This is a genomic window from Ilumatobacter sp., assembly GCF_039969435.1.
GTDB lineage: Bacteria > Actinomycetota > Acidimicrobiia > Acidimicrobiales > Ilumatobacteraceae > Ilumatobacter_A.
In genome coordinates, this window is record NZ_JBDVNU010000009.1 from 1 (window position 1) to 26,207 (window position 26,207).

A 26,207-nucleotide genomic window follows, 5' to 3' on the forward strand; every position below is an offset into this window, starting at 1 on the left:
GTTGTGGTGGGACGGTGAGGTGATCTTCGACATCGAGCGCGAACGGGCGGACACCGACCGCCTGCGGTCTGAAGTCTTCTTCGGGATCGGATCGCTCGAGACAGATGCTGGCCGGCGCCGTGAGGCGCTGAACCTGGCGGACGGACATCCCGCCAAGCCGCCACCTGTGCATCTCGACATGGTTGACGACATCCGGCGCTTCGCCGCTCAACTCGCAGCGCGAAGTGACCCGACTCTTCAGATCAGCAGGGTCGAGATCGTCGACGAATTCCACGCAACAGTGCCGGGCGTCGTGCTCAACCGTGCTCTGCGCAGCTTCTACTCGACCACCGAGGAAGATCGCGAAATCTGAACACTGAGCCGAACATTCCGAGCACCTGACCGGGCGCGTAGGTGAGGATATGGGGGTAATCCTCGCCGCTTTCAGTGGTGGTGAGGGACTCTGGGTGACTGCCCCGCCGGGGCTCGAAAGGAACCCATCCCATGTCTTGGTCACCTGAGTTTCAACGCGTGAATCGCGCCGACGGAGGGGTCGAGGTTCGCCTCGGTCACCCGGTCGTCGACCGGTATCTCGAGTTCCTCGCAGCGAGGTGCCGGCCGAACACGGTGCTCGCTGCCGGGTTCGATCTGAAGGTGTTCTTCAGCTTGTTTTCGGTCGAGCCGTCGGCAGTGACGACGGCGGATGTGTTGGCGTTCATCACCGCCCAACGCGCATCGGGCGACGACACGGTCGTGCGACTCGTGGACGGCGAGTCGGGGTTGTCGGCGCGCACGATCCAAAGACGGCTGTCGTCGTTGTCGTCGATGTTTTCGTTTCTGATCGTGCGCGGTGACGTGGACCAGAACCCGGTCCCGCGCGGTCTGTCGACACGACGGTCACGTGACCGCGGTCAGCGTGGTGTGCCGTTGATCCGAACACCGCGAACGCTGCCTCGGGTGGCGGAGCCGGGCGAGGTTGACGCGCTGCTCGCAGCGTGTCGCCGGTGGCGTGATCGGGCGATGATCGAGGCAATGGTGCTCGGCGGACTGCGCCGCTGCGAGGTCCTCGGTCTGCGTCTCCAAGATCTCGATGGGGCGCGCCGGCAGGTGTTCATTGTCGAGGGCAAGGGCGGTCACCAGCGACAGATCCCGATCTCGGCGAGGTTCTTCGCGACGGTCGGCGACTACCTCCGCGCGGAGCGCCCGACCGACTCGAAGACGGATCGGTTGTTCGTCGTGTTGAAGGGCCGACGGCGCGGACGGCCGCTCTCCGACGAAGGCTTGAAGCAGGTGTTCAAGTCGGTCCGCTATCGTTCGGGTGTCCGGCGGGTCACGTGCCACGAACTTCGCCACACGTGCTTCACCCGGCTGCGCGAAGCCGGGATGGAGTTGGAGGCGTTGCAGGCTCAGGCCGGTCACCGATCGCTCGACACGACCCGCCTCTACATTCACTTGGCGAACGGCTGGCTCGCCGAGGAATACGACAAAGCGTCCGCGTTGATCGACGCCGACATGTTCCTCGCCGCAGCCGACGGGATCGGCAAATGAGCGCCGTCCCCGCCGTTCCGATCAAGGTTCCGCAAGGGCGAGGCACACCGCGCTCCCAGCTGTTCGACTGGCCCCAGATCGCAGCGGTTTCACCCGTTCTCGCTGCGACGATGCTGCGCTACCTCGACCAGATCGCGCTCTCTTTGCGCCCGGCGAGCGTGGTCGCAGCCAACGCGAAGCTGCGCCAGTTCGCTGGCTTCTTGGCGACCGAGTTCCCCGAGATCGGCGGTCTCGTCGACGTCGACCGCCATCACGTCGAGGCGTTCAAACGCCACCTCGGCACACGCCTCACCCGCAACGACACCGGCAAGCCGCTGTCTCCGGTCACGATCCGCCTCACGCTCGGAACACTGCGCACCTTCTTCGAACGCGTCTCGGAATGGGACTACCCCGACGCACCAACACGCGTGCTGATCTTCAACGGCGACCTCCCTACACCCGACGATCCACTCCCCAGATTCCTGTCCGATCCCGACGCCGCGAAGCTGATGCGCGCGGCGGCCGACCAAGACCCGGTCCGCCGACTTGTGGTCGAGATGCTCGCCCGAACCGGACTCCGAGTCGGCGAGTTCTGCGAACTCCAAGCCGACGCCGTCGTCGAGATGAGCGGCCGCCACTGGCTGCGCGTCCCGATCGGCAAACTCCACAACGACCGCTACGTCCCACTCCACCCCCAGCTCGTCGAACTCCTCGACGAACACCAACGACACCGATCCGACGACCTCGACCGATTGATCGTTTTCAACGGCCGGCGCCTCGACCGCCACATCGTCGCGCGCATGGTCCGACGAGTCGCCAAGGCCGCCGGGATCGGCCACGTCCACCCCCACCAACTCCGCCACACCCTCGCCACGCAAGCCATCAACCGCGGCATGAGCCTCGAGGCAATCGCCGCGATGCTCGGCCACAAGACCCTGCGGATGACGCTCGTCTACGCCCGCATCGCGGACCGCACCGTCGCCGACGCCTACGACCGCGTCACCAACGAAGTCGACGCCCTCTACACCAAACCGAACGGCCTCAGAACCGCCCCGGGAGGCACCGCCGCAATGGTCCACCTCGCCGCCGAGTTCGACCAGAAACTCCTCGGCAACGGACACTGCAACCGGCCATCACAGCTCGACTGCCGATTCGAATCGATCTGCGAATCCTGCGCCTACTTCTCGACCAACACGTCGTTCGTTCAGGTCCTCGAAACCCAGCGCGACCACGCCGCCGAACGCGACCAGCACCACCGCGTCGACCTCTTCAACATGCTCCTCGAACGCGCCCGCACCGAGCAACCATGACCTCAACCGCCAGAAATCTCAGATTGCCCTTGACACCGATTACCCACATAAGTGCCGATAGGGGCGGTCTGCGAGTGATGGCGGTGGTGTTGTTATGCGCCATCGCCGGTTCGGCAAGTGGATCGACCTGTGACCGCGAGTGATCCTTCTGTGAGCCTGAGCGAGAAGAGTCGGGCGCATGCAGGAACCGAGTCGTTCAGGCGCTGGACGGCCCAGGGCTTTTGTCCTGATGTTGCAGCCATCGCCTGCCGATGACGACGACGAGGAACGCGGCCAGGAGGATCAGGGTCACAGCGCCGATCAGTGTTGTCGCCCGGTCTCCGTCACCGCTGTTCGGTGTTGCTTGTTCGAAGGGCGCGATGGGTGTCTTCGGCTCGGAGTCCTTGACCGCAGGAGCAGCGATGCTGTCTGGGGCTGGGTTCGTTCCGCTGGCAGTGTCGTTCGGTGTGGTGAGCGTTCCTGGTGAGCGTGGCACGATCGGCGGAGTTGGTCGCGGTTCGGGAGCGATCTCGACCGGTTGGTCGATGGCGACGATGTCGCCAAAGGTCGGTGCAGGTAGGACGGTGACGGTCTCGATCGCACCCGAACTGAGCTGGCCGCGCACGATGCGCCCCGAGTCGGTCCCCCAGACGTCGTCGCCGATGACCGTTGCCCCGTATGCGGGCCACGATCCAAGTGTCGCTGTGATCGAGAGGTCGACCGAATCGCGTCGATTCACCGTCGAAAGCACCCCGTTCGATGTGACCGTGGTCAGTTCGTCCGACTCGAACCTTGTGATGCGGGTGTAACCGCCCGTGTCGGCTGCGGCCAATTGGACGCCTGTCAATCCATCGACGATCCCGACACCGACCGACCCGTCATCGCCGAACGTCTGCGACGTCACCGCGACCCGTTCCGTCGCAGGATCGACGACGATCGAGTCGTATCCGAACACGGCGACATCGGAGCCGAGGTCGATCTCGTCCAGCACGGTACGTTCCCCGTCGCTATCGATGCGCACGAGGCGCTGTACGGGATCGTCGTACTCGTGCAGGACAACCGAGTCACCGATGAGGATTCCTTCTTGACCGGTCGATGCGCCGAGGACTCGACCGGCGGTTCCGGCGTCGGCGAGCGTTCTGATGTCGAGGGCACCATTCATGCCTTCTTGGACGAGGAGCCTGATCTGCTCCGGCGCCGGGCCGAGGCAATCGACGTCCTCGATGTTTGCGTTCTGTTGCAGTTCTTCAGTGTTGAACGTGTCGACCACGGCGAGCGTGGCCAGATCGATGACCTCGATGTGCGGGAACCCAACGTTGAGGAGATGGCGGCCATCAGCACAGTTGGTGATTTCAGGGGCGGAGGGGCCGGAGGGGCCACCGCGAAATCCGATGAGAGCGCCCGTCTCGTCGAGCAGTGCAAGCGAGCTGTGACCGAACGCACCCGCAACAAGGAAGGTCGCCGATCCGCCGGGAAGCGGCGTGGGGTCGAGTGCCGCGAGGACCACGTCGGCATCGATCGTCGAACAGAGATCGCCACGGAGCCTGCCGCGCAACTCGTAGAGGAACACGGCGGCACGGTCCCCGGACTGCAGATCGAACCCACCACACCCCAGATCGGCGACTTCGACCGTCGCCGTGTCCAGCTCGCCGTTCAACCATGACTCAACCTCGTAGGTCTGAACCGGGCCATCCACACCAGGCGCCGTCGACACCACCGTCCCGATGAACCCAGCATCGCTACGGGCGATCTCCTCGAGTGGAGTGCCGGCTCCGCAGCTGCACGCATGAACGGCCCCGGACGGCCCGACTACCACGCCGACCACGACGAGCACCAGGAACGATGTCGTTCGCATCGCCGCCCGAAACATCCCCGAAGTCTCGCACCTCCACCAGGAGACAAACGCCGCAGCAAGTCCAACTGCGGACGCCATTCTGCGGACTGCCATACCGCTTGGACGTTTCCCGAAGCCTTGCCGTTCCCGCAGCGCGCAAGAACCCGACAGAGACCCAGCAACCGGCATCTTCCCGATCCCAAAAGATCTGAACGGCTCCGACCGTCCGGAAAGTGCCGATCGCGCTGAGGTGGGCGTTCTGATCACGCCCGTCGATATTGAGCGGTTTCGACGGGCGATCAGTGACGTTGAGGACCGTCCAGTCGACCAAACTCATCGGCTGCTTCGAGGGCGGCGCCAACCTCCCAAGCATCCAGTTCGACAACCACATAGTCGCCGTCGATGCGGCCGCGCTCCTCGATAGACAGCCCGATGAGGGCGAGAGACCCGGCCCGATGGCGGGCACGGCGACCCTCGGCGGTCTCCTCCGACGCAACCGCACCGCCGTCATCACGGGCCCACGCATCGCGCGCCGCAGCTGCCGCCTTTCGCGAGATGCGGACCTCCACTTGGGTTCGCTGCTTGAAGAGCTCGACTCCAAGGTCGGCCAACGTGTCTTCTTCCGCTGATCGAAACTCACCCCGCTCGGCTTCGCCCGCCATGAGGTCAGTCTGTCATCCAGGTGCACTCAAGGCAGCGCAACATCGACGCCAAACAGTTCGAGGTAGCCCGCTCGGGAACCGGCAGCGGTGATCGCTGCCAAAAGGCACCGCCGGGTCGCGCCTGATCTGATCGGGTTCGATCGATCCGAGGTGCCGATCCCGATCGGGTGAGGTGCATCTGATCGTTGAACAATATGCATTCCTCGCAGTTCGCCCAGACGGATGGTTGCCGGGCCGACCCGTTGTGATCCGGCAGACTCTTGATCGTGTACAGCAAGCCGAGAGCCCTCTTCCTGTTCGGTGAAGGCGGGCTGAACATTGAGCCGAGCATCGATCGTGCTGCCAGCTACATGGAACCGATCGACGTTCAGAACGGTGGGTATGAGGCCGTGTTCGACGAGTCGGGCCGCCGCTACAGCTTCCACGTCGTCGACGAGGCAACCCACGTCCAGCCGACCGACGAGTTGGACGTTGACGGACTGAGGGACCGACTCCGCAGCACCGCTCCAGCGATGCACTCGCTTGAAGGATTTGACCTGGACGACCCGATGGCGGTCGCGGCGACCATCTCCCGGTTCGAGTGGGAACATCGTTGGCCTCGATGGCCGAAGTGGCTGAGTCGTCGCCTTCATGGCGACGGGCCGGCGATCGTCAAGTAGCGGCATCATCTCGCTGCGAGTCGACCAACGATGCGTGATCTGAGCGGATCGGACCGATCAAACGTGCCGTTACTGAGCGGTAGCCGAGGAGCAGAAGCGACGGCGATATCGAGCAGTCAAGGTCGTCTCAGTTGTCCTCGCTGCGCGAGGTCCGAACGGGTGACTGCGTACACGAACGCAATCGGTTCGTCGGGCGGCTGGCACGCGCCGCGGCGAGTGAACCCGGCCCGCTCGAGCGAACGCCTCGAGGACGGCTGCACCAAGCCCCCGTCCTCGGTGTCCGCCACCGATGAGGTAGTCGATCCCAACTGCGTCGGGAATCCCGACGCATGAGTCGTGCTCTGGGTAGTCGACGTGGCGGTAGCACTGGAGCAGGCCACCGGGGCGGCCGTCGATCTCGACGATCAACATCGATGTCGGCTCGCGGCCCTCAACTCGTGGCCGGTACTTGGACTCGACAGAAGCCCGCTCAGCGGGCTGGTTCCACCACTGTGCGATGGCCGGCTCGGCGAACCACTCAACGAGGGTCGGAGAGTCCTCCACCTCCAGCGGTCGAAATGCAATCGTCGGCACAACTCCATCGTCGCCGGCGCTCACCGGGGACGACCGGAGCACGGGAGAAAGACGCCATAGGTCGGGCACCTGGAATCACTGTGCGGCAATCATCCGCCGCGACAGCGGCGGCACGCCCGAGGTGTCAGTAGCACCGACTTTGTTGCCGTCCGCTTGACAACACCGCAGGCGTGAGCAACGGTGAGCTCTTGCGGGCCAGCGGGCACCATTCATAGAGAGAGCAATCCCATGAACCAGGCCCGTTTGAGGCGTCTTGCAGTCGTGGCAGCGACCGCCGCAACCGTCTTCGTCTCACCCGCGACGACCAACGCCGAGGCGTCAACCGACCGCGGCAGTCCCACGTCGACCGATGATGATGCAACATTCGTTCTTCTTGCGGGAAGCAACGAGACGTTTTAAGAGGCCGTTGCCCGGCATGTCAGACAAAATTCTGACCAAGCAACGGTGATCGAGCCAGTTCTGCGTGCAGTGGCCGAGGCCGACGCGGAGATGAGCTTCGGTGAACGGACCGTCGCACCGGCCGAGGTGGACCGCGCCCTCGCCGCCGTGAATCTGCATGCGGACAGCAACGGCAACCAACAGCGCGAGGCTGAACCTGAGAAGCTGGCGCAGCTCGCCCGAGCCAATCCGGTCTTCGAAGGCCGTCAGAGGATCAACGCTTTCCAATGCGGTACACGTGGCTGCACCCTGTTGGGCTATCGAGTGCATGATTCGTTCATCGACCTGGGCTCGACGACCGCGAAGGTGAACGGCAAGACCTCAGGAACGACTGGGTGGTCGGGGGTTACCGTGCCTGCTGTGTGTCAACGCAGCACCTCGTACTGTGGCACCATAAGCCTTCCGAAGGGAATCTCGTATGTCAACCCAGCACCAACGTGGATTTTTTCCGCATCGGCTCACCGAGCGAAGATCACCGTCAAATTCAGCGGCACGCACTCTGGGCTCTACGCCTCGATCTCAGGCGATACGCCCTTCATCACGTGCTCTGGTTCCGGATCAAGCCGTGCCTGCCAGTTCGACTAATCCATGACAGGCATCAGCGACGAGGCACGTCGGAAACTCGCTCGGCACCAGTTCCATGACATAGATATCCGGATGATGGTCGACGATGGAATCCCGTCGACGGCTTTCGATGAGAACGGCATACTCGATGTTGACCAAATCACGAAACTTGGCTGGACGATCAACCACGATGGAACGTCAATCGATCCGCCAGGATACGACCCTGACGGTGACACCTGACGAAGCGTTCTTGCGGAGGGGTCTTCGTCTGAAGGTGGGGACGTCGGGTCCAGGGCTACAACGGGCGGCATCAGTGAGCGATCAACAGGCTTCTCCAAAGTCAGCACTGACCAGCACTCGAGCAAGCGGTGTGCAGCAAAGGATCGTTTGCTGCACGCCCGCTCGACTTCGACGGTTCGGGTCGTGGTGCCGTTCATCAAACGGTGTCAAGAAGCCCAACTGCGTTGAAACGCGTCCGAGCCGCTTCTTCGACACCCGGCCTATGGCAACCAACAGCGGTGAGCGCCACCACGGGCGCGGCCGGCCTCGCACGATCTGATCGGGCTTCACCGATCCGGCGTGCCTGTACAGCTCGCCCGAGCAAGAGGACAAGCGCCAGCTACCTCACGGACCTCGATTGCGCAGCTGTTGTCCAACGACGGGAGGTAGAGCGGCGCGGACCCGCTGACATTGCCCAGGTCAGCCGGCGGCGTGATATCGCGCACCTGGCCGAGCACCGACGTGCCGATATCGCGCACCCTTCGGGGGAAGACCGCCGTGTTGTTATGCGCTGTTCGCGCCTTTCGGAGATGGGTCGCCGGCTCCTTGCGGGTGATGTGCAATCCCACATACACTGATCTCGTGACCGACCTTGCCACTATCGCTGGACTGACTCGTCCTGGAGACTCGATTCGAGAACGCAGGATCGAGTTGGGTTGGACTCAGGCCGAACTCGCTGATCGCGCTGGCGTTGCTCAAGCGGACATCTCACGTATCGAGAACGGCCGGCTCGATGCTCGTTGGTCCACCATCCACCGACTGTCCGCAGCGCTGGAGGCAACAGATGTCGCATCGAAGCGAAGCCTCGCCAACGGCGGTCGCGATCGCTCGTCGCCGAAGCGGACTGGGAAACGGTGGACACCGAAGGGACCGACCGTGGCCATCGAGTCCTGTGACGCGTGATCATTCGCCACGCTCGCGACAGCGACGCTGAACAGTTCGAATCGTTCGATCTCGGTGGTTCGGGTCCGTGGCTCGACGAGGTCGCCGAGATCGTTGCAGGACTTGTCGCGTGGCGTTCCGATCCTCACGTTGCGCATCTTGATCGTCAGGTGGTCGTGGCGGTGACGGATGGTCACGTCGTTGGGGTCACTGCGCACGAACGACTCGGACGAAGTGGTGGCCGGGTGTGGAACCATCATCGCTATCTGATGGTGACTGCGGTCCGCGGCGATCAGCAACGCACCGGGTTGGCCCGGCAGCTCGTCGAGTCGGTGCTCGCCGATCTCGCTTCGACGGGGTGCGAGTCGGTGGAGTGGCTGGTGCATCCGTCGAACCGCCCATCGATCGAGTTCAGCCGGAACGTGTTCCCAGAGGCCGACGAGACACAGCCGCCCGAGGACGACCCGTACGTGAGCTTCGCGCTGGTGCTCTGACCGAGGTCAGCGGCTGGCACCGGCGACAAAGGTGGACACGATGTAGGTGGGGTGCCGGTCGAGCGATCCTCGTCCGCGGTCGTAGCGCATCATCGTCCTGGGGTCCGAATGCGACGCTGCTTCTTGAACGTCACGCAGCGGGACGCCGGCGTCGAGTGCTGCGGTGATGAAACTGTGACGCAACGAGTGAGGGCTGATCCGCTTCTCGATCCCGGCAGCTTTCGTCAACCGTCGCACGATCCTGGCTGACGCATGCCGGTCAAGGCGTCCGGTGCCGTCGTGGTTGACGAAGATCAGCCCCGACAGGCGTTCACCGATGTACAAGTCGAGCGCCCGAGCCGTGCGCGGTGACAGCGGGATGGTGGCGGTCTTGTTGCCCTTGCGATGAATGAACAACGTGCGGTGGCCGCGGTTGACGTCGAGGTTGTCAATGTTCGCGCCGAGGGCTTCGGAGATCCGCAACCCGTTCAAGGCCAACAGACAGGCGAGGGCGTGGTCGCGGCCGCCGCACAGGCCGGCCTGGACGAGGAACGCGCCGAGTTCGTTGCGATCCAACCCGAGTGTCGAGGACTCGTAGTCCTGCTTCGGGCGGCGCACGTGGGCGGACGGGTCGCGTTCGATGATCCGTTCCTGGGCGCAGTATTTGTAGAACCCGCAGATCGTTGACAGGCGCCGCCCGATCGTGGATCGAGCCCTGCCCTGCGATTCGGACCAGCGGGCGTACAACTCGATGTGGGCACGTTCGATCTCGAACGGGTCCAAGAACGCATTGTCCAGCCAGCCGATCCACCCGCGCAGATCGAGCCGGTATGCCTCCAAGGTCGTTCCGGAGTAGCCGGCCAGGAAACCGGCGACAGCGTGCATGATTCGTTGGCGGATCGGGTCGGCCTCGATCAGGACGAGTTGCCCGACGACCTCGCCGGAATGGGTGGTGGTGGGATTCACGATGGTTCTCCTTCGTTGCTGATGAAGATTCCAGGTGCGCCCACACCACCGATATCGTCAAGGTACGTTGACGGCCGATTCATGGAGACCTGATGCCCCGCTCGATCCAAAACATCCTCGACCACGCCGACGAACTCGCCGCCCGCTTCGAGAATCACGAACCCGAACCCGACGACGAACGACCTGTTGAGGAATACCTCCTCCAACGAGCCGCGCTCGCACGAGCACGAAGCGAACGACAGATCGTCGACGCCATCACCGCAGCTCGCGCCAAGAACATCCCATGGTCACGGATCGGCGAACTCCTCGGCACGTCCGCCCAAGCAGCACAACAGCGCTACGGCAACATCACCACCACCAACTGAATATCGGACAGGTAACCACCCGCCGAGCGGGGAATACTGCCGCCGGGCCACCGGTTTCATCAATTGTCCGTACAATGAGTCGAGCAATCGACTCACTCTGAAAGAAGGCCACGACATGAGTTTGCATCTCGGCGACACCGCCCCCGACTTCACCGCCGATACCACCGACGGCGAGATCTCGTTCCACGATTGGAAGAAGGGATCGTGGGCGGTGTTCTTCAGTCACCCCGCCGACTTCACGCCGGTATGCACCACCGAACTGGGCCGTACCGCTGCGCTCAACAGCGAGTTCGCCAAGCGCAACACAAAGCCGATGGCGCTGTCGATCGACCCGATCGAAGATCACCGCGGCTGGGCGCCCGACATCGGTGAGGTCACCGGCACACCGCTGAACTTCCCGATCGTCGCCGACCCGGACCGCAAGGTCGCCGAACTGTACGACATGATCCATCCCGGCGCCGGTGACACCTCGACGGTGCGTTCGGTGTTCATCGTCGACCCGGACAACAAGCTGCGCCTGATGCTCACTTACCCCAAGTCGGTCGGCCGGAATTTCGACGAGATCGTTCGTGTGCTGGACGCCTTGCAGGCCACCGATCGTGACCCGATTGCAACCCCGGCTGACTGGCGTCCCGGTGACCGTGTCATCGTGTCGACCAGCGTCTCTACCGACGACGCAAGAAACCAGTTCGACAACGTCGAGGAGGTCAAGCCCTACCTCCGCTACGCAGACGCGCCCACGACGTGACCCAGAGTTCCGTCACGCGCGACCTTTCCTGATCGACGCCGCTCGCAATGCGGTCACCCAACCAGCGGAGCGCCCCGTCGCCACCGCATCGCAGTCATCCGTACCCTCCGCACCAGCGGACAACCGACAACCTGGAGCAACAATGAGCACCGAACTACACCCCATCGACATCGGCATCCCCGAACCCGACCGCATCGCGATTGCCGACGGTCTCAGCCGCGTACTCGCCGACACCTACACCCTGTATCTCAAGACGCACAACTACCACTGGAACGTGACCGGGCCAATGTTCAACACGCTCCACCTCATGTTCGAGACCCAGTACAACGAACTCTGGATCGCCGTCGACCTCATCGCCGAGCGCATCCGCTCACTCGGACGGCCCGCACCCGGCACATACAGCCAGTTCGCCGCGCTCACCATCATCGCCGAACCCGACGGTGTCCCGACCGCTGAGGCAATGCTCGTCGACCTCGTCAACGGCAACGAAGCCGTCGCCAAGACCGCTCGTGAAGTCTTCCAGATCGCCGACGACGCCAGCGACCAAGCCACCGCCGACCTCCTCACTCAACGACTTCAAGTCCACGAGAAGGTCGCCTGGATGCTCCGCAGCATGCTCGAGCAATAGCGAGCCTCGCGGACGTTGCACGACAACAACGAGAACACCGACACCCGATCAGGCAATCGGTCCTCCCGGCATCGATGCCCCACGCATATCGACATAGCGAGAAGCCCGGCCGAACAGCGAAAGATCCGGCAATCTGATCGCAGTCAGGCGCTCGATATCGCGCCGTCAGCGACCCGTGCTCCATAGCGCTCCACTTGGGTGCCGTCGCGACCCGCTCATGTTCCGGAGCAAACCTGAGCACCCGTAGCGCGGGCGGACCCGCACAGAATGCGGCCCAACGGTCATGCCCCGCCATAAGTGGCCTGTGCAGCCTTCCGCACGCTCCGCCGTTCGAGCGATCTTTAGAGGGGAACCCATGACGGTCTAGCGTCGTCCAACGTCTATGGCCCGTTGTCTCACTCATCTGCTGCTAATCGCATCCGTCGCCCTCGTCGCAGGTTGCGGCTCGTCGGACGAGATCGGCTCGCAACCGACCGGGGACGACTCGGATATCGCTTCCTCCGACAGCGGGGCTCTCCCGTCCACCGCGTCTCTTGACCAAGACAACGGAACCTCGTCAACGAGTCCGGAGCCGAACGTCGCGCTCGGCCGCCCGGACTTCGAGTCGATCAAGTCGCCATTGCGGTGCCAAGCGGACCCGGGGATGTTCGAGGGCGAGTACTTCACGACGGTGGACGACTACGCGGAGAGCTTCGCCAGCCAGCGTGCGGAAGTGGCGCTGACCGAGGTGGTGTCGGTCGAGGACGGGCCGACGCTGTCCTACGACTTCGAGAACGAGCCCGAGTCCGGCACCGTCGCTCAGGGCTTCAAGACGGTCATGATCGAGTATCGGGTTCTTGAGGTCATATCGCCGAACTCAGACCTCGAAGTCGGTGACTCGCTGCGGATGGCGGTCGCGAACGAGAACCGAGACGCCGAGGACTGCACCGGGCTGGAACCCGAAGTCGGCACCATCGAGGTCCACTTCATCAGCCCGGACGTTTCGAGCTATGACGACATCAGCCCCGACGTGGACGTTGACGCGATCACACTGATCCGACTGGGTATCGATCGCGGCGCGCTCAACGCCTTCGTGCCGATCATGTGGCGCGGTCAACCATTCGAGAGCTTCGACGGTGCCGACGCGGCAGCATTCATCGATGACCTGTCGGCAGTGCTTGCCCAACCGGATGCGGTGCCCGTCACCGAGCCGACGAACGAGCCAAGCTCGCCGAGCACCGAACTCGTCGTAGAGCAACGACCGCCGACCGAGGCCGAGCGCAATCGCTTGGACGACGACGGCGAGGGTGGCCTTCTCGACTGCGACAACGGCGGCGCTGGCACGTGGGACTGGGACGAGATCGGGCCAGACGATCTCACGGATCGCGTCAGCTCTGATGCGCTGCTCGACGCAATCGCAGAGACGGACGACTTGCTGCCCGAGTCAGGCTGGACGGAGCTGACCTTCTCGGAGGGCGATTCGACATTCGTCAACAGCATCCAAGACGATGACTGGAGGGCGATCGTCACTGTCGGGGGCGACCCGAGCATCGGCGTATGGCGCCAGTTCGACTTCTACGCGTGCGTTCCCGATGGCGAGGTGTAGCGAATGCCTTCACCGCAGACGGCGATCCAACCAAGATCTCAACCAAGAAATCGTGCGGAAAGAAGCGGAATCGGCGGGAACAGGCGGAATTCGGTTGCTGCATAACCCCTGCTAGACAGCAATAAATGGGAAGTGGCGGAGTGTCTTGATCGAACTCGTAATGCGTAGGTCCCGAGTTCGACTCTCGGTTTGGGCTCTGAGAAACACCTGGTAGATCGCCATCAGTGAGTCACCATCGCCGGGATCGCCGTCGGTCGTGGACACGACGACCACCGAGTCCACGACGACTGTGCTGATCGAACCGCCGCAGGATCGGGCGTTGCGCGATGATCCGATGTTGCTCGGATGTTCGTTGCCCGATGCGCTCGTCAATGGTTCGCATCTCCTCGGAGTCGACGCCGCGCTGCCCGAGATCAATCGCGCCCCGGCTGCGGACGCACAGGTGGGGCCGCACTCGGACCCAGCGAACACGTTCGTGTGGGCCGACCTCTCTGACGCCGAGGTGACCGAGGTGCGATCCGTTCGCGTCGACGACCCGCGATCGTCGTTCTTCTCCGACTTCAACGAGGTCGACACGATCGTGCTGAGTCACGAAGTGAGCGGGAGCCCACTTGCGCAGATCGCCGGCAACAACGCGTTGGTGCTCGTCGGCCAGAAGTACATCGGTACCGCTCAAGAGTGGAACGTGCTCGCTGCGCTCATTGCAGCAGCAGACGGATCGGTCAGCTTCGTCGGGCCGTGGCGAGGAGTTCGACCGCCAGTTCGCTGCGATCGCAGCCGGTCTCCAGGCAACACCAGACGTCATCTTCCTCGAGCAAACGATGCAGGAGGCACACGAGTTCCCGATATCGAGTTCTATCCACCAACCTGAACGATCGACGCAATACCTGCACGATCTCCAGCGGCAGGCAGAGCCCTGACGTGCCGATCTCGATCGGTGTGAGTCCTCACTGGTGGCCGTTGTTCTGAGCGTTGTTGACAACTGTTGATAGCGTGGGCAGACTGGCTTCATGAGTCGAAACACGATGAGCTTCGCACTCCCGGAGAACATGCGGGACTACATCGATGCGCGAGTCAGCGACGGGAGCTACGGCAACACGAGCGAATACCTTCGCGAGTTGATCCGCCGCGACCAGCGCGAGCAAGCAGCTCAGCGACTCAGAGATCTGATCGCCGACGGGCTCGCATCCGGCGACGGCCGCGAAGCAACCGATGACGTGATCGACGAACTGCGCAAGCGAGCACTCGGCACCGACGCGTGACACGCCCGATCCTTCGCCCCCGAGCCGAGGACGATCTCGTCGAGCGAACCCAGTACTACCGAGCCGAGGGCGGCTCGGACGTCGGCGGACGATTCTTCCGTACAGCCATCGGTGCGCTCGACGCGATCGGACGGATGCCTGGCGCCGGCTCACCGCAGCTGGGCGAGATGTGCGGCATCGATGGGCTACGAGTACGCCGAGTCCCGGACTTCCCGTGCGACTGGTTCTACTTCGTCACCGGCGATCGTGTCGATGTCGTACGCCTCCTCGCCGACGCACAAGACATCGCAGCGATCCTCGGCGATATCGAGCAGCGGTAGCAACCGGGACGTGCCGATGCAGAGCGGTCCAGACAGCGGTCGGAGTTCGTGCATACGTGTGCTAGTCAGCCAGCTCCGTAGTCGTGGGCGAGGCCGATGAGTTCTGCGAGCCAGGTGCTGTTGGCGTCGTCGAGTGATCGGATCACGATCTGGTGGTTCCAGCGTTGCTTGCCGATCTGTTCGACGCTGCGGACGTGTGGTGTGTCGATGGGGTGGTCGATGGCGAGCATGAGGTGTGGGATGCCGTCGGGGTTCTTCTTGGTGACGTTGTAGAGCCAGAACCAGGCGAACTTGCGTGTGCGTCCGAAGCTGATCTGTCTCTTGACGGTGATGTCGAATTCGCCGTGTTGCTCGGCTGTGTCGACGATGGCTTCGAAGATCGCCAGCGAGTCGGGCTTGCCGTCGAAGTAGTCCTCGATCTCGTCGGTCGGGTTCACGGTGTCGCCATGGGGGTGAGGACTGCAATCTGGAGTTCGCCGTCGGTGTCGGTGAGTTGGTAGCAGAACCGTTCTCGGGTTCGCCGCCGTAGCACAACCGTGGCATGATAGTAGCATGACTCGCGCCCGGATCAGTACGACCGTTGACCGCACCCTCCTCGACGACGCTCGCCGGCTCCACGCTGGAACCACCGATGCCGAACTCGTCGATGAAGCACTGACAGCCCTCCTCGTTCGCTACCGATCTGCCGAAATCGATGCCGCCTATGCAGCTGGATACGAAGCGCATCCCATCGACCACGAAGATGACTGGGGCGACCTCGCTTCGTTCCGAAGCGCGGCTTCGGCCACGTGAGCGCTCTGCCAGCCCGCGGTGAGCTGTGGTGGTGCGAACCTCAGGAGATCGGTCGACGACCAGTCGTGGTCCTGTCGCGTGACGCAGCCATCCCGCGGCTCCGTCGTGCCCTCGTCGCACCGTGCACGACCACGATCCGAGGTCTGCCGAGCGAGGTCGTCCTCGACCCTGGCGAGGATCCGATCGGTCGCCGCTGCGCCGTCAACCTGGACTCCACCGAGTCCGTGTCAACCGCCGTACTGGTCGAGCGGATCGGTGCGCTCAGCGGCACGCGGATGCGAGAGATCTGCGACGCACTCGCGGTTGCGGTCGACTGCCGATAGCACTCGCGTTCTTGAGCACCTGAACGAGCACCGGCGTGAGGATATGTGGGTGATCCGCAGCGATTTCAGTGGTGGTGAGGGACTCTGGGTGACTGCCCCGCCCGGGGCTCGACAGGAACCCATCTCATGTCGTGGTCACCTGAATTTCAGCGCGCCGATCGCGCCGGAGGCGAGGTCGATGTTCGTCTCGGCCATCCGGTCGTCGACCGGTATCTCGAGTTCCTGGCGGCGAGGTGCCGGCCGAACACGGTGCTGGCTGCCGGGTTCGATCTGAAGGTGTTCTTCACCCTTGTTCCGGTCGAGCCGACCCAGGTGACAACCGCCGATGTGTTGGCGTTCATCACCGCTCAGCGCGCGTCCGGTGACGACACGGTCGTGCGGCTCGTGGATGGCGAGCCGGAGTTGTCGGCGCGCACGATCCAACGCCGGCTGTCGTCGTTGTCGTCGATGTTCGCCTACCTGATCGTGCGCGGCGACATCGACCAGAACCCGGTCCCGCGTCGCCTGTCGACGCGTCGGTCACGCGATCGTGGTCAGCGCGGCGTGCCGCTGATCCGCACACCACGAACGTTGCCGCGGGTGGCCGAGCCGGCCGAGGTCGACGCCCTGCTTTGGGCCTGTCGCCGGTGGCGGGATCGGGCGATGATCGAAGCAATGGTGCTCGGCGGACTGCGCCGGCGACTCAGACTGAATCGGCTGGGCAGATGCGTCGGGTCAGGGTGGGTGCTTGGTCTGTCGCTTGCTGACGGTACCGATCGTAGTAGTCGGCTTCGTGCTCGGCGGGTGGAACCTGGCCGAGTTCGCATTGGATGCGTCGGTGGTTGAACCATTCGATGTAGGCGAGCGTCTCGATCTCGAGGTGCTCGGCGTTTCGCCAGGGTCAGCGTCGTCGGATGAGTTCGGTCTTGTAGAGACCGTTCATCGACTCGGCGAGCGCGTTGTCATAGCTGTCGCCGACCGTGCCGATCGAGGGGCGGGCGCCGATCTCGGCGAGGCGTTCGGTGTAGGCGATCGACACGTATTGACCGCCGGCATCGGAGTGCGCGATCACGTCGCCGATGAGTCGGGTGCGCCGGTTGAACACCGCAATCTCCAACGAATCCACTCACCAGGTCGGTCGTCATCAACGACAACACCCTCCAGCCGACGACGAAGCAGGAGTGAACGTCGATGATGATTGGTTGAATCCCCCGTTCCGCCAATCGACGGTCGATCGGCCCGTCTCTCGCCGAGTCGCGACCGATCAACGCGAAAGTGCGTGTGGAGCGCCGACCACGAGGGTCGGTGCACCACACGCAACGATCGAAGGAGTCGGCCGTCAGGCCGTCTTGCTGCCGGTCAGCAGGTGACGGTGAGGTGGAAACCACGTTCCACGCCGGCGCCGGCCAGGTCCTTGACGAAGACGATCACGCTGTCGGTCGGGCTCTCGGTCCAGTTGGCGACCAGGGCGATCCCGGACTGTGGTCCGACGTTGACACCGGGGCGACCGACCGTCGCCTGGTAGGCGCATGCCGAGATGTCACGATCGAACGTGACGGCGTACCGGCCGTCGGGCACGCCCGCCAGCAGTTCCGACGATGTCACCGCTCCGGGCGTGGACCTCGAGACGGACCCGTTCTGATCGACGACGGCGAACAGCGCGCGAGGCGGCGGGGTCGGAGCAGCGGTGGTGTAGCCCACCACATCGACGAGGACCTCGGTCGTCGGACCGGCGACACCCTGAGCGCTGTAGGTGATCTCGATCTTGCCGGCGTCAGGACCAGCGGTCGGAATCTGGACGGTCACGGCGTTCGGTGTCGTCGAGCCGGCGGTGAAGTTGAGGTTCGAGGTGCTCGGAGCGCCCGGTGCGTCCGCGGGCCGCACGCTGATGAAGCCCCCCGCGGTCGAACCGACGGACGTGACGTTCAACAGGACCGAGGTGGCACCGTCGGGAACCACCTGCTGAGCACCTCCGGCGGTGGGGATCACGCCGGTCACCTTCAGGTCCTGCCCCGTCGCCGACACGAACGGTCCACTCAGACCGAGGTTGGCGGCGTCGCGGGTGTCGAGCACACGCACGGGGGTGATCGACACGATGTCGGACGGGACGCTCGACGCTGCGTTGGCCAGACCGATGAAGCCACCGGCGCCGATCGTCACGGCGGCCGCTGCGCCGATCGCTGCCCAGCGCGAACGCCACAGGTGGCCTCGGTCGGACCGACGTGCCGTGGCGACGGTGTTGCTGGATGGGGACGGGGATGTTGTTTCCATGCCCCGATCCTGAACGGATGCGACGCAGACGACATCGGCAATCACTGCCTAATCGGAGACGGCCGGCTCGCGCCCGTCACCGCACTCACACGAGGAGCAGCTCGCGTCGCCCGGCCACGCCGAGTTTGCGGTACACCGAGCGCAGGTGTGCGTTGACGGTGCGCACGCTGATGAACAGTTCGGTCGCGATCTGCTGGTCCGTGAGTCCTGCGATCGCGGCGTGAGCGACTTCTTGCTCACGTGCCGACAACCCGAACCGCGCAGCGAGGTCCTGCGCCGCGGCCACGACGGGCAACCCGGTCGATTCAGCTCGACAACGTTCGACGAGCGCGCCGATCTCGTCGGCCCGCGCAGCATCTCGGGCGTCGACCGCGATCGTCAGCGCGGACTCGGCGAACACGATCGCCAACCCGAAGCAGCCCGCAGCGTAGGCCTTCTCGCACACCTCGACCAGTGGCCCGCACGACGCGACGCCGCCGTCGACGACCGCGCGAGCATGGACGGCGATCCAGCGCACGGCCGGAGCGTCGACCGTGCCGGCGAGTTGCTCGAGGGTGTCGACCACCAGCGCCGCTCGACCGGCGAGAACGAGGTCGTGGGCGATGAATGCCGCCGGAACACGTTGGGCCGACGCCAGCGACGACGAGATCGCCGCCAACGCCCTCTGCTCCGAGAGGGCGAGGTCCGACGGTGCGATGAACTCCGCTCCGGACGCGAGACAGAGATGTTCCAGGCCCACGCTCCACCACTGCACGATGCCGACGTAATCGTCACCGGCGGTCTCGCGGGCGTGGACGATGGCCTCCTCGATGCGTCCCGACCGCTCGAGGATCCGTGCGAGGTAGTTGGTTGCCATCCGTCGGATCGACACCACCTCCACCGGGACTCCCATCGCCTCGCGCGCGAAGTGCTCGGCCGCGACGAGGTCGCACGCCATCCAGCGTTCGATCGCCCGCGGCAACGCCCACAACGGGCGGGACAGCCCGTCGTCGATCGCGAGCGCAGCGGCGTACCTCTCGTGGAGGACTCCGCGAACCGGTTCGAGATTGCCGACAACCAGTTGGCACGCCACCCACCACGGATCGACGATCTCGCGACCGAGTGGATGCGTCGAACCGTGCACTCGCGACAGAGCGAGGTGGAGTTCGTACTCGTCGACCATCTCGGCGGTCCGCCCCGAGAGCCCGAGAGCGCCGATCGACGATTGTGTCAACCGGTAGCGCGCCGCCATGAACTCGGTCGATGCATCACCGAGCGAGCGCTCAGCCGCCCACGCATGGACCTCGAGGATCCGATCGAGTTCACCGCCGAACATCCACTGCTCGGCCTGCGCGCTCAGCACGTCGAGTCGCTGGGCCGAATCATCGAGGCCGTCGAGTTGTGACTCACGGAGTCGGTCGGCCTCGTCGGCTCTTCCGAGCCCGATGTCGAGTGTCCGCGCCCGAGCCGTGGCGACGGCGATCCGATCGGACGTCGTCTCGCACAGTTCCTGGGCTTCGGCCAGCACCTTCTCGGCGTGCTCCATCTGACGCGTCCAGTACAGCGCCTCGCCGTATGCCAGCCCCGTCGTCGGGTCCGGGCACTGCGTCCACGCTCGTTCCATCACCGCGATCAACTGCTTCCACAGTCCATGCGAACGTCCCCACCCGACGGCGTCACGGAGCGAGCCGGGGTCGACGTCAGCCCCCACCTGCACGGCGACCACCACGCCGAGACGGATCAGATTGGTGTCGGTCGCGCCTGCGAGTTCGTCGATCAGACGCCCCAGGAGTTCCTGGCGACGGATCGGAGCGAGCATCGACGACGACGCGTCACGCAGAAGCGGATGCCCCACCGTGATCGAACCCGGTCGGGCCGCCGCCGTGATCATCCTCTGCCGTTCGAGGCCGACGATGTCGACCCCCGGTGCGAACCCGCGCAGCACCTCGACGGGGAGCTCGCCCACCAGCGACAGGATGTCGATCACGTCCCGGTCGATCGACCGGAGCTCGTCGACTCGGAGACCGAGCAGCGACGCCAGGTGCGGATCGATCGACGAGCCGGGGTCCCAACGCAGCAGCCCGGAACGATCGACCAGCGCCCCGCGACGCGACGCATGGCGGAGCAGCTCGACGATCGCCAACGGGAGACCGTCGGCCGCCTGATGGACCCGTCGAGCGCTCGGCGTGTCGAGATCCTTTCCGAGCACCGCACTCGCCAGCGCAGCAGTCTCGTCCGCCGACAGACGCTGCAGATCGATCGTCATCCCGGGATGACGTCCGACCGTCGCGACGGTCTCGGACAGCCACTCCGAGCCTCGACTCGCGAGGACGAGCCGAGGACCGCCGTCGACACAGGCCTGGACCAGCGCGTGTAGGGACCACGGGTCGAGTGCGTGGGCGTCGTCGACGACGATCGCAGTTCCCGAACCGGGTGACAGCGAGTGCAGTCGTTCCACTGCGAACGCCAGCAGGTCGGCGCCGGTGCGATCGGTCGGGTCGCCGATCAGATGTGCGATCGCAGTCATCGGCTGCTCGACGAGCGCCGGCGTGCCGCCGACACGAACCACGTGGAAACCCTCGGCACGCAGGAGGCCGACGAGCGCGTCGAGCAGGGTGGACTTCCCGATGCCGGGTTCGCCGGTGACGAGCACGCGGCCGGCGTCGATCACGTGACGCAGGGTGACGTCGAGTTCGACCTGACGTCCGATGACCAGCGGATCGGACCGCAGATCAGATGTTGTCACGATCCGAACAGTAGGAACCCTCGTCGGCGAATCGCAACTCAGACCGAAGATGCCGGTCGCCCTCCGGTTGCGCCGGTGTCGCGCAACACCTCTCGCTTGCGCTCTGCGACCTCGAGCAGTGTGGCCACCACGTTGACGTCAATGCCGAGAGCTCCCGCAATCGCTTCGTCGGAACCACCGGCTGCTCGCAGTCTCAGCGCCACTGCGTAGGCGGTTGGAAGACGAGCGAGCAACGGGTCGCTGCTCTTCGGGTCAGTACTCATGTCCCGAGTTTCGCGAGATCGTCTCGGAACGACATCGGCAACGACTGCCGATTCGTGTGCCCGGCGGGCGGTCCGTGCGAATCTCATCGCGCGAAGACGACGAGTGACGCAGACCGCTCCATTCGAAGAGCTTCGACGGTGCCGACGCGAAATCGATCACCACAAAATCCCTGCTCGACGGCAAGAAATGGGATTCGGCGGACTCATCTGATCGAACTCGAAATGCGTAGGTCCCGCGTTCGACTCTCGGTTTGGGCTCCGAGAAATATCAGGTAGATCGGTATCTCCACGAGTGGCGGCCCGCTTGTGGCCGACGTGCCGGCAGGCAAGGTCTCGTCGTCAGCAACAACGATGCACGAGTCACTGGATCACTCGACCGCCCCGCGCGCTGAGCCCGCTTGCGTTCGGCACGTGAGCGCTCGGTCCGCCGCTCCAGAACGCGCGATGCGATCAGATGTTTCGGCGCTGCTCGAGCTGCGCCAGGCGCGTCGACGCGTAGCCGGGTTCGGCGGTCCAGGCGTTGGCCGCCTCCCATGCGTGTGAAAGTGCGAGCGCCCGCTGATGCTCGACATGGGCGAGGACCGGCACGCCGAGGTTCGACAGGTCGTGCCAGGCGAGATCGACGCGACTTTCATCCCAATCGAGCAGGCCGACCTGACCCGTCGCCGTCATCCGAATGTTCGATGCGCTCGGGTCGCCGTGCACGACCGCTGTCGGTACGTCCGAGAATTTCACGAACACCGATTCGACGAACGCTCGTGCGTCGAGCGGCATGGCGTCGAGGTCGGCATCCACGCTCACTCGACGGGTGTGCAAGTCGGTGACGACGCAGCACCCCGGCCGCTGGCGATGAACACGGGTGAGTTCGTGGAGTCGCTGCAGCTCTGCGGCGACAGCGATCCAATCCGTCTCGGAGATCGGCGGGCGACCCTCGATCCATCGCTGCACCACGACTCCCTCATGGTGAAGCTGGTTGTCGTCGGTCGAGACGACCGTCGGGACCACGAACCCTTTCCGGGACAAGAATTCGATCAGGCCGAGTTCCCATCGCAGCGATGATTCGCTTCGACGAGACCGGCGAACAGCACATGACTCGCCGTGACGCGTTGCTCGCCACACTTCGTTGCGGTTGCCCTCGACGACGGGTTCGACGAGTGCCAATCCGCTCCACGCGTCGACAGGTAACACCACCTGCGACCTTACGAGACCCGCTCGAGAAGGTGCAGCGACAGATCGACTCGCAGGCGCTCTGCAACGGCACGTGAGCGCTCGATCGGGTACGCGAGAACACACCCGTCGACATCAACCGGGGGCGCAGCTGCCGGCGGGTGTCGATGGTCGCGCCTCGATCGGACGCGGTGGTTCGGATTCGTGGTTCCTTGCTGACCGGGGTCGAGAGACGAGCTGAACGCGGCGATCGATCTACTTGCGGCCTTGCAGGATGTCGACGATGTGCTGCTCGAGGACATCCTTGGTGAGACCGAGTGAACTGAGCCCGGTCTCGGCTGGTTCGGTTTCGATGATGGCGAGAGCGATGTGTTCGGTGCCGACGTAGTTGTGGCCGAGTCGAAGTGCCTCGCGGAACGTGACCTCGAGCGCCTTGGCTGCTCGACTCCCGAACGGAACGAGATCAGGTGCTCCCTCCACTGCTGGAGGGCATGCTGAATCGGCTGCCTCCTTGATCGTGGCCAGTGCTGATCCTGCGGTGACGAGTGCTCGGGCTGCGACCGACTCGGGATCGTTGATCAGTCCAAGGACCAGGTGGGTCAGCTCGATTTCGGTGTTGCTGCGTTGTCGGGCTTCGTTCTGGGCGACGATGACGATGTTCTTGGCTCTGGTCGTGAATCGGCTGAATCCCTCGCTGGCGTCCATCTCTGAGGTGTCGCCAGGGTCCTTGGGGACGAAGCGTTTGCGGGCTGCCTGTTTGGTCACGCCCATCGCCGAGCCGATCGCGGTCCACGACGCACCTGAGCGGCGCGCTTGATCGACGAAGTGGCCGACGAGGTGGTCGGAGAGTTCTCCGAGGTGATCGGCGGCGACGACGGCGCTCGTGAGTTGTTCGAGTTCGTCGTCGTGCACCTTGCGGATGGCGGCGATGAGGTCGTCGAGTCGGACGGATGCGGTGATGGTCTCTGAATCTACCATGCGACAACCTTAGGTTGTCACCATCCGACTCGACAACCCGAGGTTGTCGAGTCGTCCGTCGAGCAGCGAATCCGACCAGTCGTCGAACCCGCCCACATCGCAACGCAGAATCGAGCAGCAAAGCCGAGCAGTACGGCACGTCGCCGACCACTCCGGCCGAGCGGGTGTCGAAGACTGCGGCGTCTGCTGGTGCTGTCGGTCACAATGGTGGGTGTGTCGGTGCGGGAAGATCTCGTGTTGTTGCGGCGTGCGAGGGACCGGATCGATCGCGACTTCGCTCAGCCCCTCGACGTCTCGGCGATCGCTTGCGGGGTGGGTATGTCCGCTGGTCATTTCAGCCGTCGGTTCCGAGACGCGTATGGGGAACCGCCGTACAGCTACCTGATGACCCGTCGCATCGAGCGGGCGATGGCGTTGCTGCGTCATGGTGAGCTGTCGGTGACCGAGGTGTGTTTCGCGGTCGGGTTCTCGTCGTTGGGCACGTTCAGCACTCGATTCGCCGAACTGGTCGGGGTACCGCCGACGGTGTATCGCGACCAGCGCCACGATGCGATCGAGGCGGTGGCACCATGTGTGGCCCGACGTGCGAGCAAGCCGGTCAGGAATCGAGAAGCACCGCTCGAATCGCTTGCGTAGCGTCGAGAACATGGAGATCACGATTCATCAGAGCTTCCTGCCCCACCTCGACCCGGACGCGTCGCTCGAGTTCTACACCGGCGTTCTCGGCTTCGAGGTCCGGCTCGATGTAGCGGTCGGCGACATGCGGTTCATCACGGTGGGACCGCCGAACCAGCCCGACACGGCAATCGTGCTGCAGCCACCCACGCCCGACCCGTCGATCAGCGAGGCCGAGCGCCAGACGATCGCCGAGATGATGGCGAAGGGGACCTACGCCGGAGTCAATCTCGCGACTCGTGATCTCGACGCCGTGTTCGCACAGATCGAAGCGGCCGGCGCCGACATCGTGCAGGAGCCTCTCGACCAGGACTACGGGTTGCGTGACTGCGCAGTTCGTGACCCGGCCGGGAACCTGATCCGGCTCCAGCAACGCCTCTGACCCAGCACGTCACCGAATCAGAAGGAGTGTGAACACATGCCGATGGAAAAGCTGCCCGATGGGACCGTGTTGTTGTCCGGCGGGAATCCGCAGATCGCCAAGGGCGACGGCCGCGACCCTGTCCAGGCGTACCTGGACGCGATGCCGGGCTGGAAAGGCGAGATCGGCCGCCGTCTCGATGCGCTGGTCGTCGACGAGGTGCCCGAGGTGGTCCAGGCGGTTCGATGGAACTCGCCGTTCTACGGCATCGAGGACAACGGTTGGTTTCTCAGCATGCACTGCATGACCAAGTACGTCAAGGCCACCTGGCTCAACGGTGGTGAGCTCGATCCGCCACCGCCGGAGAGTTCGAAGTATCCGGCGGTCCGGTACTCGAACATCCACGAGGACGACGAGATCGACGACGAGCAGCTTCGCAGCTGGATCCGACAGGCAGCAGTGCTGCCCGGCGACGAGACGTTCTGATGAAGACGATGACCTGCCGCCAACTCGGCGGACCATGCGACCAGCCGCATCGCGGCGACACCGCCGACGACGTGATCAACGCCCAAGACCAACACCTCCGCCAAGCCGTCGCCGACGGTGACACCACCCACGAGTCAGCCCTCGCAGACATGAAGGGCCGCTGGAAGCGACCCGTCTCGGGCCTGAAGTGGTACCGGCAAGCGAAGAAGGACTTCGCCGCACTGCCCGACGAGCTGAGCACCTGACCCCCAAGGCCCGCATCAGCCTCATCGGGTCGGCCCCGTCAACCCGAGCGGTACGGCACGCACGCGATCGGCTCGCTGCCCCATGCTGCTCGACGGTTCCGGCTTGCGAGGTGTCCCAGACCGCCGGCTTGGCGGCCCGTGTCCACTACCGGGAATCGCCTGATGCACCGAGGAGATCGCGCACGGCGTAGCGGTGATGCTCGACCTCTTCCCGCAGTACCACCTTGAGGCAGCGGCGCACGACGTACTCCTGATCGGGGTAGGGATCGGCATGGCGCCGGCGACACACACGGTCGAGCTCGGCCTCGGTGAGCTGGTCGACGACACGACGCATCGTCGCCATGCGCGCTCGGCGCGACTCGAGCACCTCGGCGAGCGTCGACGTGGCGTCGAGTGTGAGTCCGAGCTCGGCCGCCTCGTCCGGCGACATCCCGCTGGCTGGAAGGCCCAACGGGTGGTATGGCGACTCCTCTTCGAGTACCGAGTTGCCCAGCCAGGCGTCGCTCGCGAACAGCAGATGGCGGTGCGTCTCGACGAACGACCACTCGCCGTTCACCCGCTCCTGCAGTCTTGCCTCGGGCAGCCGGCGGGCTCGTTCGAGCGTCGTGGTCCACATCGCCTCGATGGCGTCCCACGCGGAGCGATAGTCGTCGACGGTCGTGGCGTGACGCGCCGACACCCGAGTTGGGTGGCGCCGGTCGAGCTCGCCCTCGACGTAGGCGGTGACGTCGACGTCGTTGACGACGAGGCGCTCGAAGTCGCCGCCGAGGGAGACGTCAGCGCCGGAGCAGTCGACGATCTTCAGACCGGTGACCTCACAGTCGCGGATCTCCAGACCGGCGAGATCGCAGAGCTGGATGCGGGCGTCGCGGAACTGATCGGAATTGACGTACTCGCTTGGCATCGAGT

At 64.5% G+C, this 26,207-nt stretch carries 33 protein-coding genes; 21 read left to right on the forward strand and 12 right to left on the reverse strand.

The genetic code is table 11. The features are described 5' to 3' along the window. Positions 1-19 precede the first annotated feature (19 nt). The 3 genes from ABJK40_RS04025 (at position 20) to ABJK40_RS04035 (ending at position 2,816) form a co-directional block, all read left to right on the forward strand. Entirely contained in the window at positions 20-352 is a 333-nt protein-coding gene (locus ABJK40_RS04025; RefSeq protein WP_348479359.1) for a hypothetical protein, read from the forward strand. 158 nt (positions 353-510) lie between these two features. Beyond that, positions 511-1,527: a tyrosine-type recombinase/integrase gene (locus ABJK40_RS04030; protein WP_348479360.1), complete on the forward strand. Its 1,017-nt coding sequence runs from the start codon at positions 511-513 to the stop codon at positions 1,525-1,527. Beyond that, the gene (locus tag ABJK40_RS04035) at positions 1,524-2,816 is read left to right on the forward strand and encodes a tyrosine-type recombinase/integrase (protein WP_348415786.1); all 1,293 of its coding nucleotides are present in this window, start codon (positions 1,524-1,526) and stop codon (positions 2,814-2,816) included. The genes ABJK40_RS04030 and ABJK40_RS04035 overlap by 4 nt, the downstream gene beginning before the upstream one ends. Positions 2,817-3,012: 196 nt before the next feature. Here ABJK40_RS04035 and ABJK40_RS04040 read toward each other — a convergent pair whose 3' ends face one another. The 3 genes from ABJK40_RS04040 to ABJK40_RS04050 form a co-directional block, all read right to left on the reverse strand. Next, the gene (locus tag ABJK40_RS04040; RefSeq protein WP_348510163.1) at positions 3,013-4,452 is read right to left on the reverse strand and encodes a hypothetical protein; all 1,440 of its coding nucleotides are present in this window, start codon (positions 4,450-4,452) and stop codon (positions 3,013-3,015) included. Between the two features lie 476 nt (positions 4,453-4,928). Next, the gene (locus tag ABJK40_RS04045) at positions 4,929-5,291 is read right to left on the reverse strand and encodes a hypothetical protein (protein WP_348479362.1); all 363 of its coding nucleotides are present in this window, start codon (positions 5,289-5,291) and stop codon (positions 4,929-4,931) included. A 26-nt stretch (positions 5,292-5,317) separates the two neighbouring features. Continuing rightward, the gene (locus tag ABJK40_RS04050) at positions 5,318-5,881 is read right to left on the reverse strand and encodes a hypothetical protein (RefSeq protein WP_348510164.1); all 564 of its coding nucleotides are present in this window, start codon (positions 5,879-5,881) and stop codon (positions 5,318-5,320) included. A 1,086-nt stretch (positions 5,882-6,967) separates the two neighbouring features. On the opposite strand from ABJK40_RS04050, the gene ABJK40_RS04055 reads away from it, so the two are divergent. The 4 genes from ABJK40_RS04055 to ABJK40_RS04070 all read left to right on the forward strand — a co-directional run bounded on the left by ABJK40_RS04055 (position 6,968) and on the right by ABJK40_RS04070 (position 9,180). Continuing rightward, a complete protein-coding gene (locus ABJK40_RS04055) occupies positions 6,968-7,546 on the forward strand; it encodes a hypothetical protein (protein WP_348479364.1) in 579 nt (192 codons plus the stop codon). A gap of 3 nt (positions 7,547-7,549) precedes the next feature. After that, the gene (locus tag ABJK40_RS04060) at positions 7,550-7,765 is read left to right on the forward strand and encodes a hypothetical protein (RefSeq protein WP_348479365.1); all 216 of its coding nucleotides are present in this window, start codon (positions 7,550-7,552) and stop codon (positions 7,763-7,765) included. 594 nt (positions 7,766-8,359) lie between these two features. Then, positions 8,360-8,707 (forward strand): helix-turn-helix domain-containing protein, encoded by a 348-nt coding sequence (locus ABJK40_RS04065; RefSeq protein ID WP_348479445.1) that lies wholly within the window; start codon positions 8,360-8,362, stop codon positions 8,705-8,707. 149 nt (positions 8,708-8,856) lie between these two features. Beyond that, positions 8,857-9,180, forward strand: coding sequence for a GNAT family N-acetyltransferase (locus ABJK40_RS04070; RefSeq protein WP_348479446.1), 324 nt, complete (start codon positions 8,857-8,859; stop codon positions 9,178-9,180). Between the two features lie 6 nt (positions 9,181-9,186). On the opposite strand, the gene ABJK40_RS04075 is transcribed toward ABJK40_RS04070, so the two are convergent. Next, positions 9,187-10,125: a tyrosine-type recombinase/integrase gene (locus ABJK40_RS04075; protein ID WP_348479366.1), complete on the reverse strand. Its 939-nt coding sequence runs from the start codon at positions 10,123-10,125 to the stop codon at positions 9,187-9,189. Between the two features lie 92 nt (positions 10,126-10,217). Between ABJK40_RS04075 and ABJK40_RS04080 the strand changes: the two genes are divergently transcribed. The 7 genes from ABJK40_RS04080 to ABJK40_RS04110 all read left to right on the forward strand — a co-directional run bounded on the left by ABJK40_RS04080 (position 10,218) and on the right by ABJK40_RS04110 (position 15,033). After that, on the forward strand, positions 10,218-10,490 hold the full coding sequence (locus ABJK40_RS04080; RefSeq protein WP_348479367.1) for a hypothetical protein: 273 nt from the start codon (positions 10,218-10,220) through the stop codon (positions 10,488-10,490). A 115-nt stretch (positions 10,491-10,605) separates the two neighbouring features. Further along, on the forward strand, positions 10,606-11,238 hold the full coding sequence (locus ABJK40_RS04085; protein ID WP_348479368.1) for a peroxiredoxin: 633 nt from the start codon (positions 10,606-10,608) through the stop codon (positions 11,236-11,238). 142 nt (positions 11,239-11,380) lie between these two features. Continuing rightward, positions 11,381-11,866 carry a Dps family protein gene (locus tag ABJK40_RS04090; protein WP_348479369.1) on the forward strand — a complete coding sequence of 162 codons (486 nt, stop codon included), beginning with the start codon at positions 11,381-11,383 and terminating at the stop codon, positions 11,864-11,866. A gap of 817 nt (positions 11,867-12,683) precedes the next feature. After that, a complete protein-coding gene (locus ABJK40_RS04095) occupies positions 12,684-13,451 on the forward strand; it encodes a hypothetical protein (RefSeq protein ID WP_348510165.1) in 768 nt (255 codons plus the stop codon). A gap of 319 nt (positions 13,452-13,770) precedes the next feature. After that, positions 13,771-14,322 carry a hypothetical protein gene (locus ABJK40_RS04100; protein ID WP_348479371.1) on the forward strand — a complete coding sequence of 184 codons (552 nt, stop codon included), beginning with the start codon at positions 13,771-13,773 and terminating at the stop codon, positions 14,320-14,322. Between the two features lie 139 nt (positions 14,323-14,461). Continuing rightward, positions 14,462-14,713, forward strand: a complete 252-nt coding sequence (locus ABJK40_RS04105; RefSeq protein WP_348479372.1) for a type II toxin-antitoxin system ParD family antitoxin — start codon at positions 14,462-14,464, stop codon at positions 14,711-14,713. After that, positions 14,710-15,033: a type II toxin-antitoxin system RelE/ParE family toxin gene (locus ABJK40_RS04110; RefSeq protein ID WP_348479373.1), complete on the forward strand. Its 324-nt coding sequence runs from the start codon at positions 14,710-14,712 to the stop codon at positions 15,031-15,033. Before ABJK40_RS04105 ends, ABJK40_RS04110 begins: the two co-directional genes overlap by 4 nt. Before the next feature lie 65 nt (positions 15,034-15,098). Here ABJK40_RS04110 and ABJK40_RS04115 read toward each other — a convergent pair whose 3' ends face one another. Continuing rightward, a complete protein-coding gene (locus tag ABJK40_RS04115) occupies positions 15,099-15,470 on the reverse strand; it encodes a DUF5655 domain-containing protein (RefSeq protein WP_348479374.1) in 372 nt (123 codons plus the stop codon). A 115-nt stretch (positions 15,471-15,585) separates the two neighbouring features. Here ABJK40_RS04115 and ABJK40_RS04120 point away from each other — a divergent pair, with 115 nt between their 5' ends. From ABJK40_RS04120 to ABJK40_RS04130, 3 genes are all read left to right on the forward strand, one after another. Next, entirely contained in the window at positions 15,586-15,825 is a 240-nt protein-coding gene (locus ABJK40_RS04120) for a type II toxin-antitoxin system VapB family antitoxin (protein ID WP_348479375.1), read from the forward strand. Beyond that, positions 15,822-16,148 (forward strand): type II toxin-antitoxin system PemK/MazF family toxin, encoded by a 327-nt coding sequence (locus ABJK40_RS04125; protein WP_348479376.1) that lies wholly within the window; start codon positions 15,822-15,824, stop codon positions 16,146-16,148. Before ABJK40_RS04120 ends, ABJK40_RS04125 begins: the two co-directional genes overlap by 4 nt. Positions 16,149-16,274: 126 nt before the next feature. Continuing rightward, complete coding sequence (locus ABJK40_RS04130; RefSeq protein ID WP_348479377.1) at positions 16,275-16,973, forward strand: site-specific integrase; 699 nt, start codon at positions 16,275-16,277, stop codon at positions 16,971-16,973. Positions 16,974-17,028: 55 nt separating this feature from the next. On the opposite strand, the gene ABJK40_RS04135 is transcribed toward ABJK40_RS04130, so the two are convergent. From ABJK40_RS04135 to ABJK40_RS04160, 6 genes are all read right to left on the reverse strand, one after another. After that, positions 17,029-17,253: a hypothetical protein gene (locus ABJK40_RS04135; RefSeq protein ID WP_348479378.1), complete on the reverse strand. Its 225-nt coding sequence runs from the start codon at positions 17,251-17,253 to the stop codon at positions 17,029-17,031. A 233-nt stretch (positions 17,254-17,486) separates the two neighbouring features. Further along, positions 17,487-18,398, reverse strand: a complete 912-nt coding sequence (locus ABJK40_RS04140; RefSeq protein WP_348479379.1) for a hypothetical protein — start codon at positions 18,396-18,398, stop codon at positions 17,487-17,489. An 85-nt stretch (positions 18,399-18,483) separates the two neighbouring features. Next, positions 18,484-21,123: a LuxR C-terminal-related transcriptional regulator gene (locus tag ABJK40_RS04145; RefSeq protein WP_348479380.1), complete on the reverse strand. Its 2,640-nt coding sequence runs from the start codon at positions 21,121-21,123 to the stop codon at positions 18,484-18,486. Positions 21,124-21,161: 38 nt separating this feature from the next. Beyond that, on the reverse strand, positions 21,162-21,386 hold the full coding sequence (locus ABJK40_RS04150; protein WP_348479381.1) for a hypothetical protein: 225 nt from the start codon (positions 21,384-21,386) through the stop codon (positions 21,162-21,164). A gap of 450 nt (positions 21,387-21,836) precedes the next feature. Further along, entirely contained in the window at positions 21,837-22,679 is an 843-nt protein-coding gene (locus tag ABJK40_RS04155; protein ID WP_348479382.1) for a phosphotransferase, read from the reverse strand. Between the two features lie 129 nt (positions 22,680-22,808). Beyond that, positions 22,809-23,531 carry a Clp protease N-terminal domain-containing protein gene (locus tag ABJK40_RS04160; protein ID WP_348479383.1) on the reverse strand — a complete coding sequence of 241 codons (723 nt, stop codon included), beginning with the start codon at positions 23,529-23,531 and terminating at the stop codon, positions 22,809-22,811. Between the two features lie 204 nt (positions 23,532-23,735). Here ABJK40_RS04160 and ABJK40_RS04165 point away from each other — a divergent pair, with 204 nt between their 5' ends. From ABJK40_RS04165 to ABJK40_RS04180, 4 genes are read left to right on the forward strand one after another with little or no spacing between them, the layout of a single operon-like run. Beyond that, on the forward strand, positions 23,736-24,167 hold the full coding sequence (locus ABJK40_RS04165; protein ID WP_348479447.1) for a helix-turn-helix transcriptional regulator: 432 nt from the start codon (positions 23,736-23,738) through the stop codon (positions 24,165-24,167). A 10-nt stretch (positions 24,168-24,177) separates the two neighbouring features. Beyond that, a complete protein-coding gene (locus ABJK40_RS04170) occupies positions 24,178-24,588 on the forward strand; it encodes a VOC family protein (RefSeq protein ID WP_348479384.1) in 411 nt (136 codons plus the stop codon). A gap of 36 nt (positions 24,589-24,624) precedes the next feature. Continuing rightward, positions 24,625-25,053, forward strand: coding sequence for a DUF1801 domain-containing protein (locus tag ABJK40_RS04175; RefSeq protein ID WP_348479385.1), 429 nt, complete (start codon positions 24,625-24,627; stop codon positions 25,051-25,053). Then, on the forward strand, positions 25,053-25,298 hold the full coding sequence (locus ABJK40_RS04180) for a hypothetical protein (RefSeq protein WP_348479386.1): 246 nt from the start codon (positions 25,053-25,055) through the stop codon (positions 25,296-25,298). The genes ABJK40_RS04175 and ABJK40_RS04180 overlap by 1 nt, the downstream gene beginning before the upstream one ends. Positions 25,299-25,443: 145 nt before the next feature. On the opposite strand, the gene ABJK40_RS04185 is transcribed toward ABJK40_RS04180, so the two are convergent. Next, complete coding sequence (locus tag ABJK40_RS04185; protein ID WP_348479387.1) at positions 25,444-26,202, reverse strand: DinB family protein; 759 nt, start codon at positions 26,200-26,202, stop codon at positions 25,444-25,446. Positions 26,203-26,207: the final 5 nt, after the last annotated feature.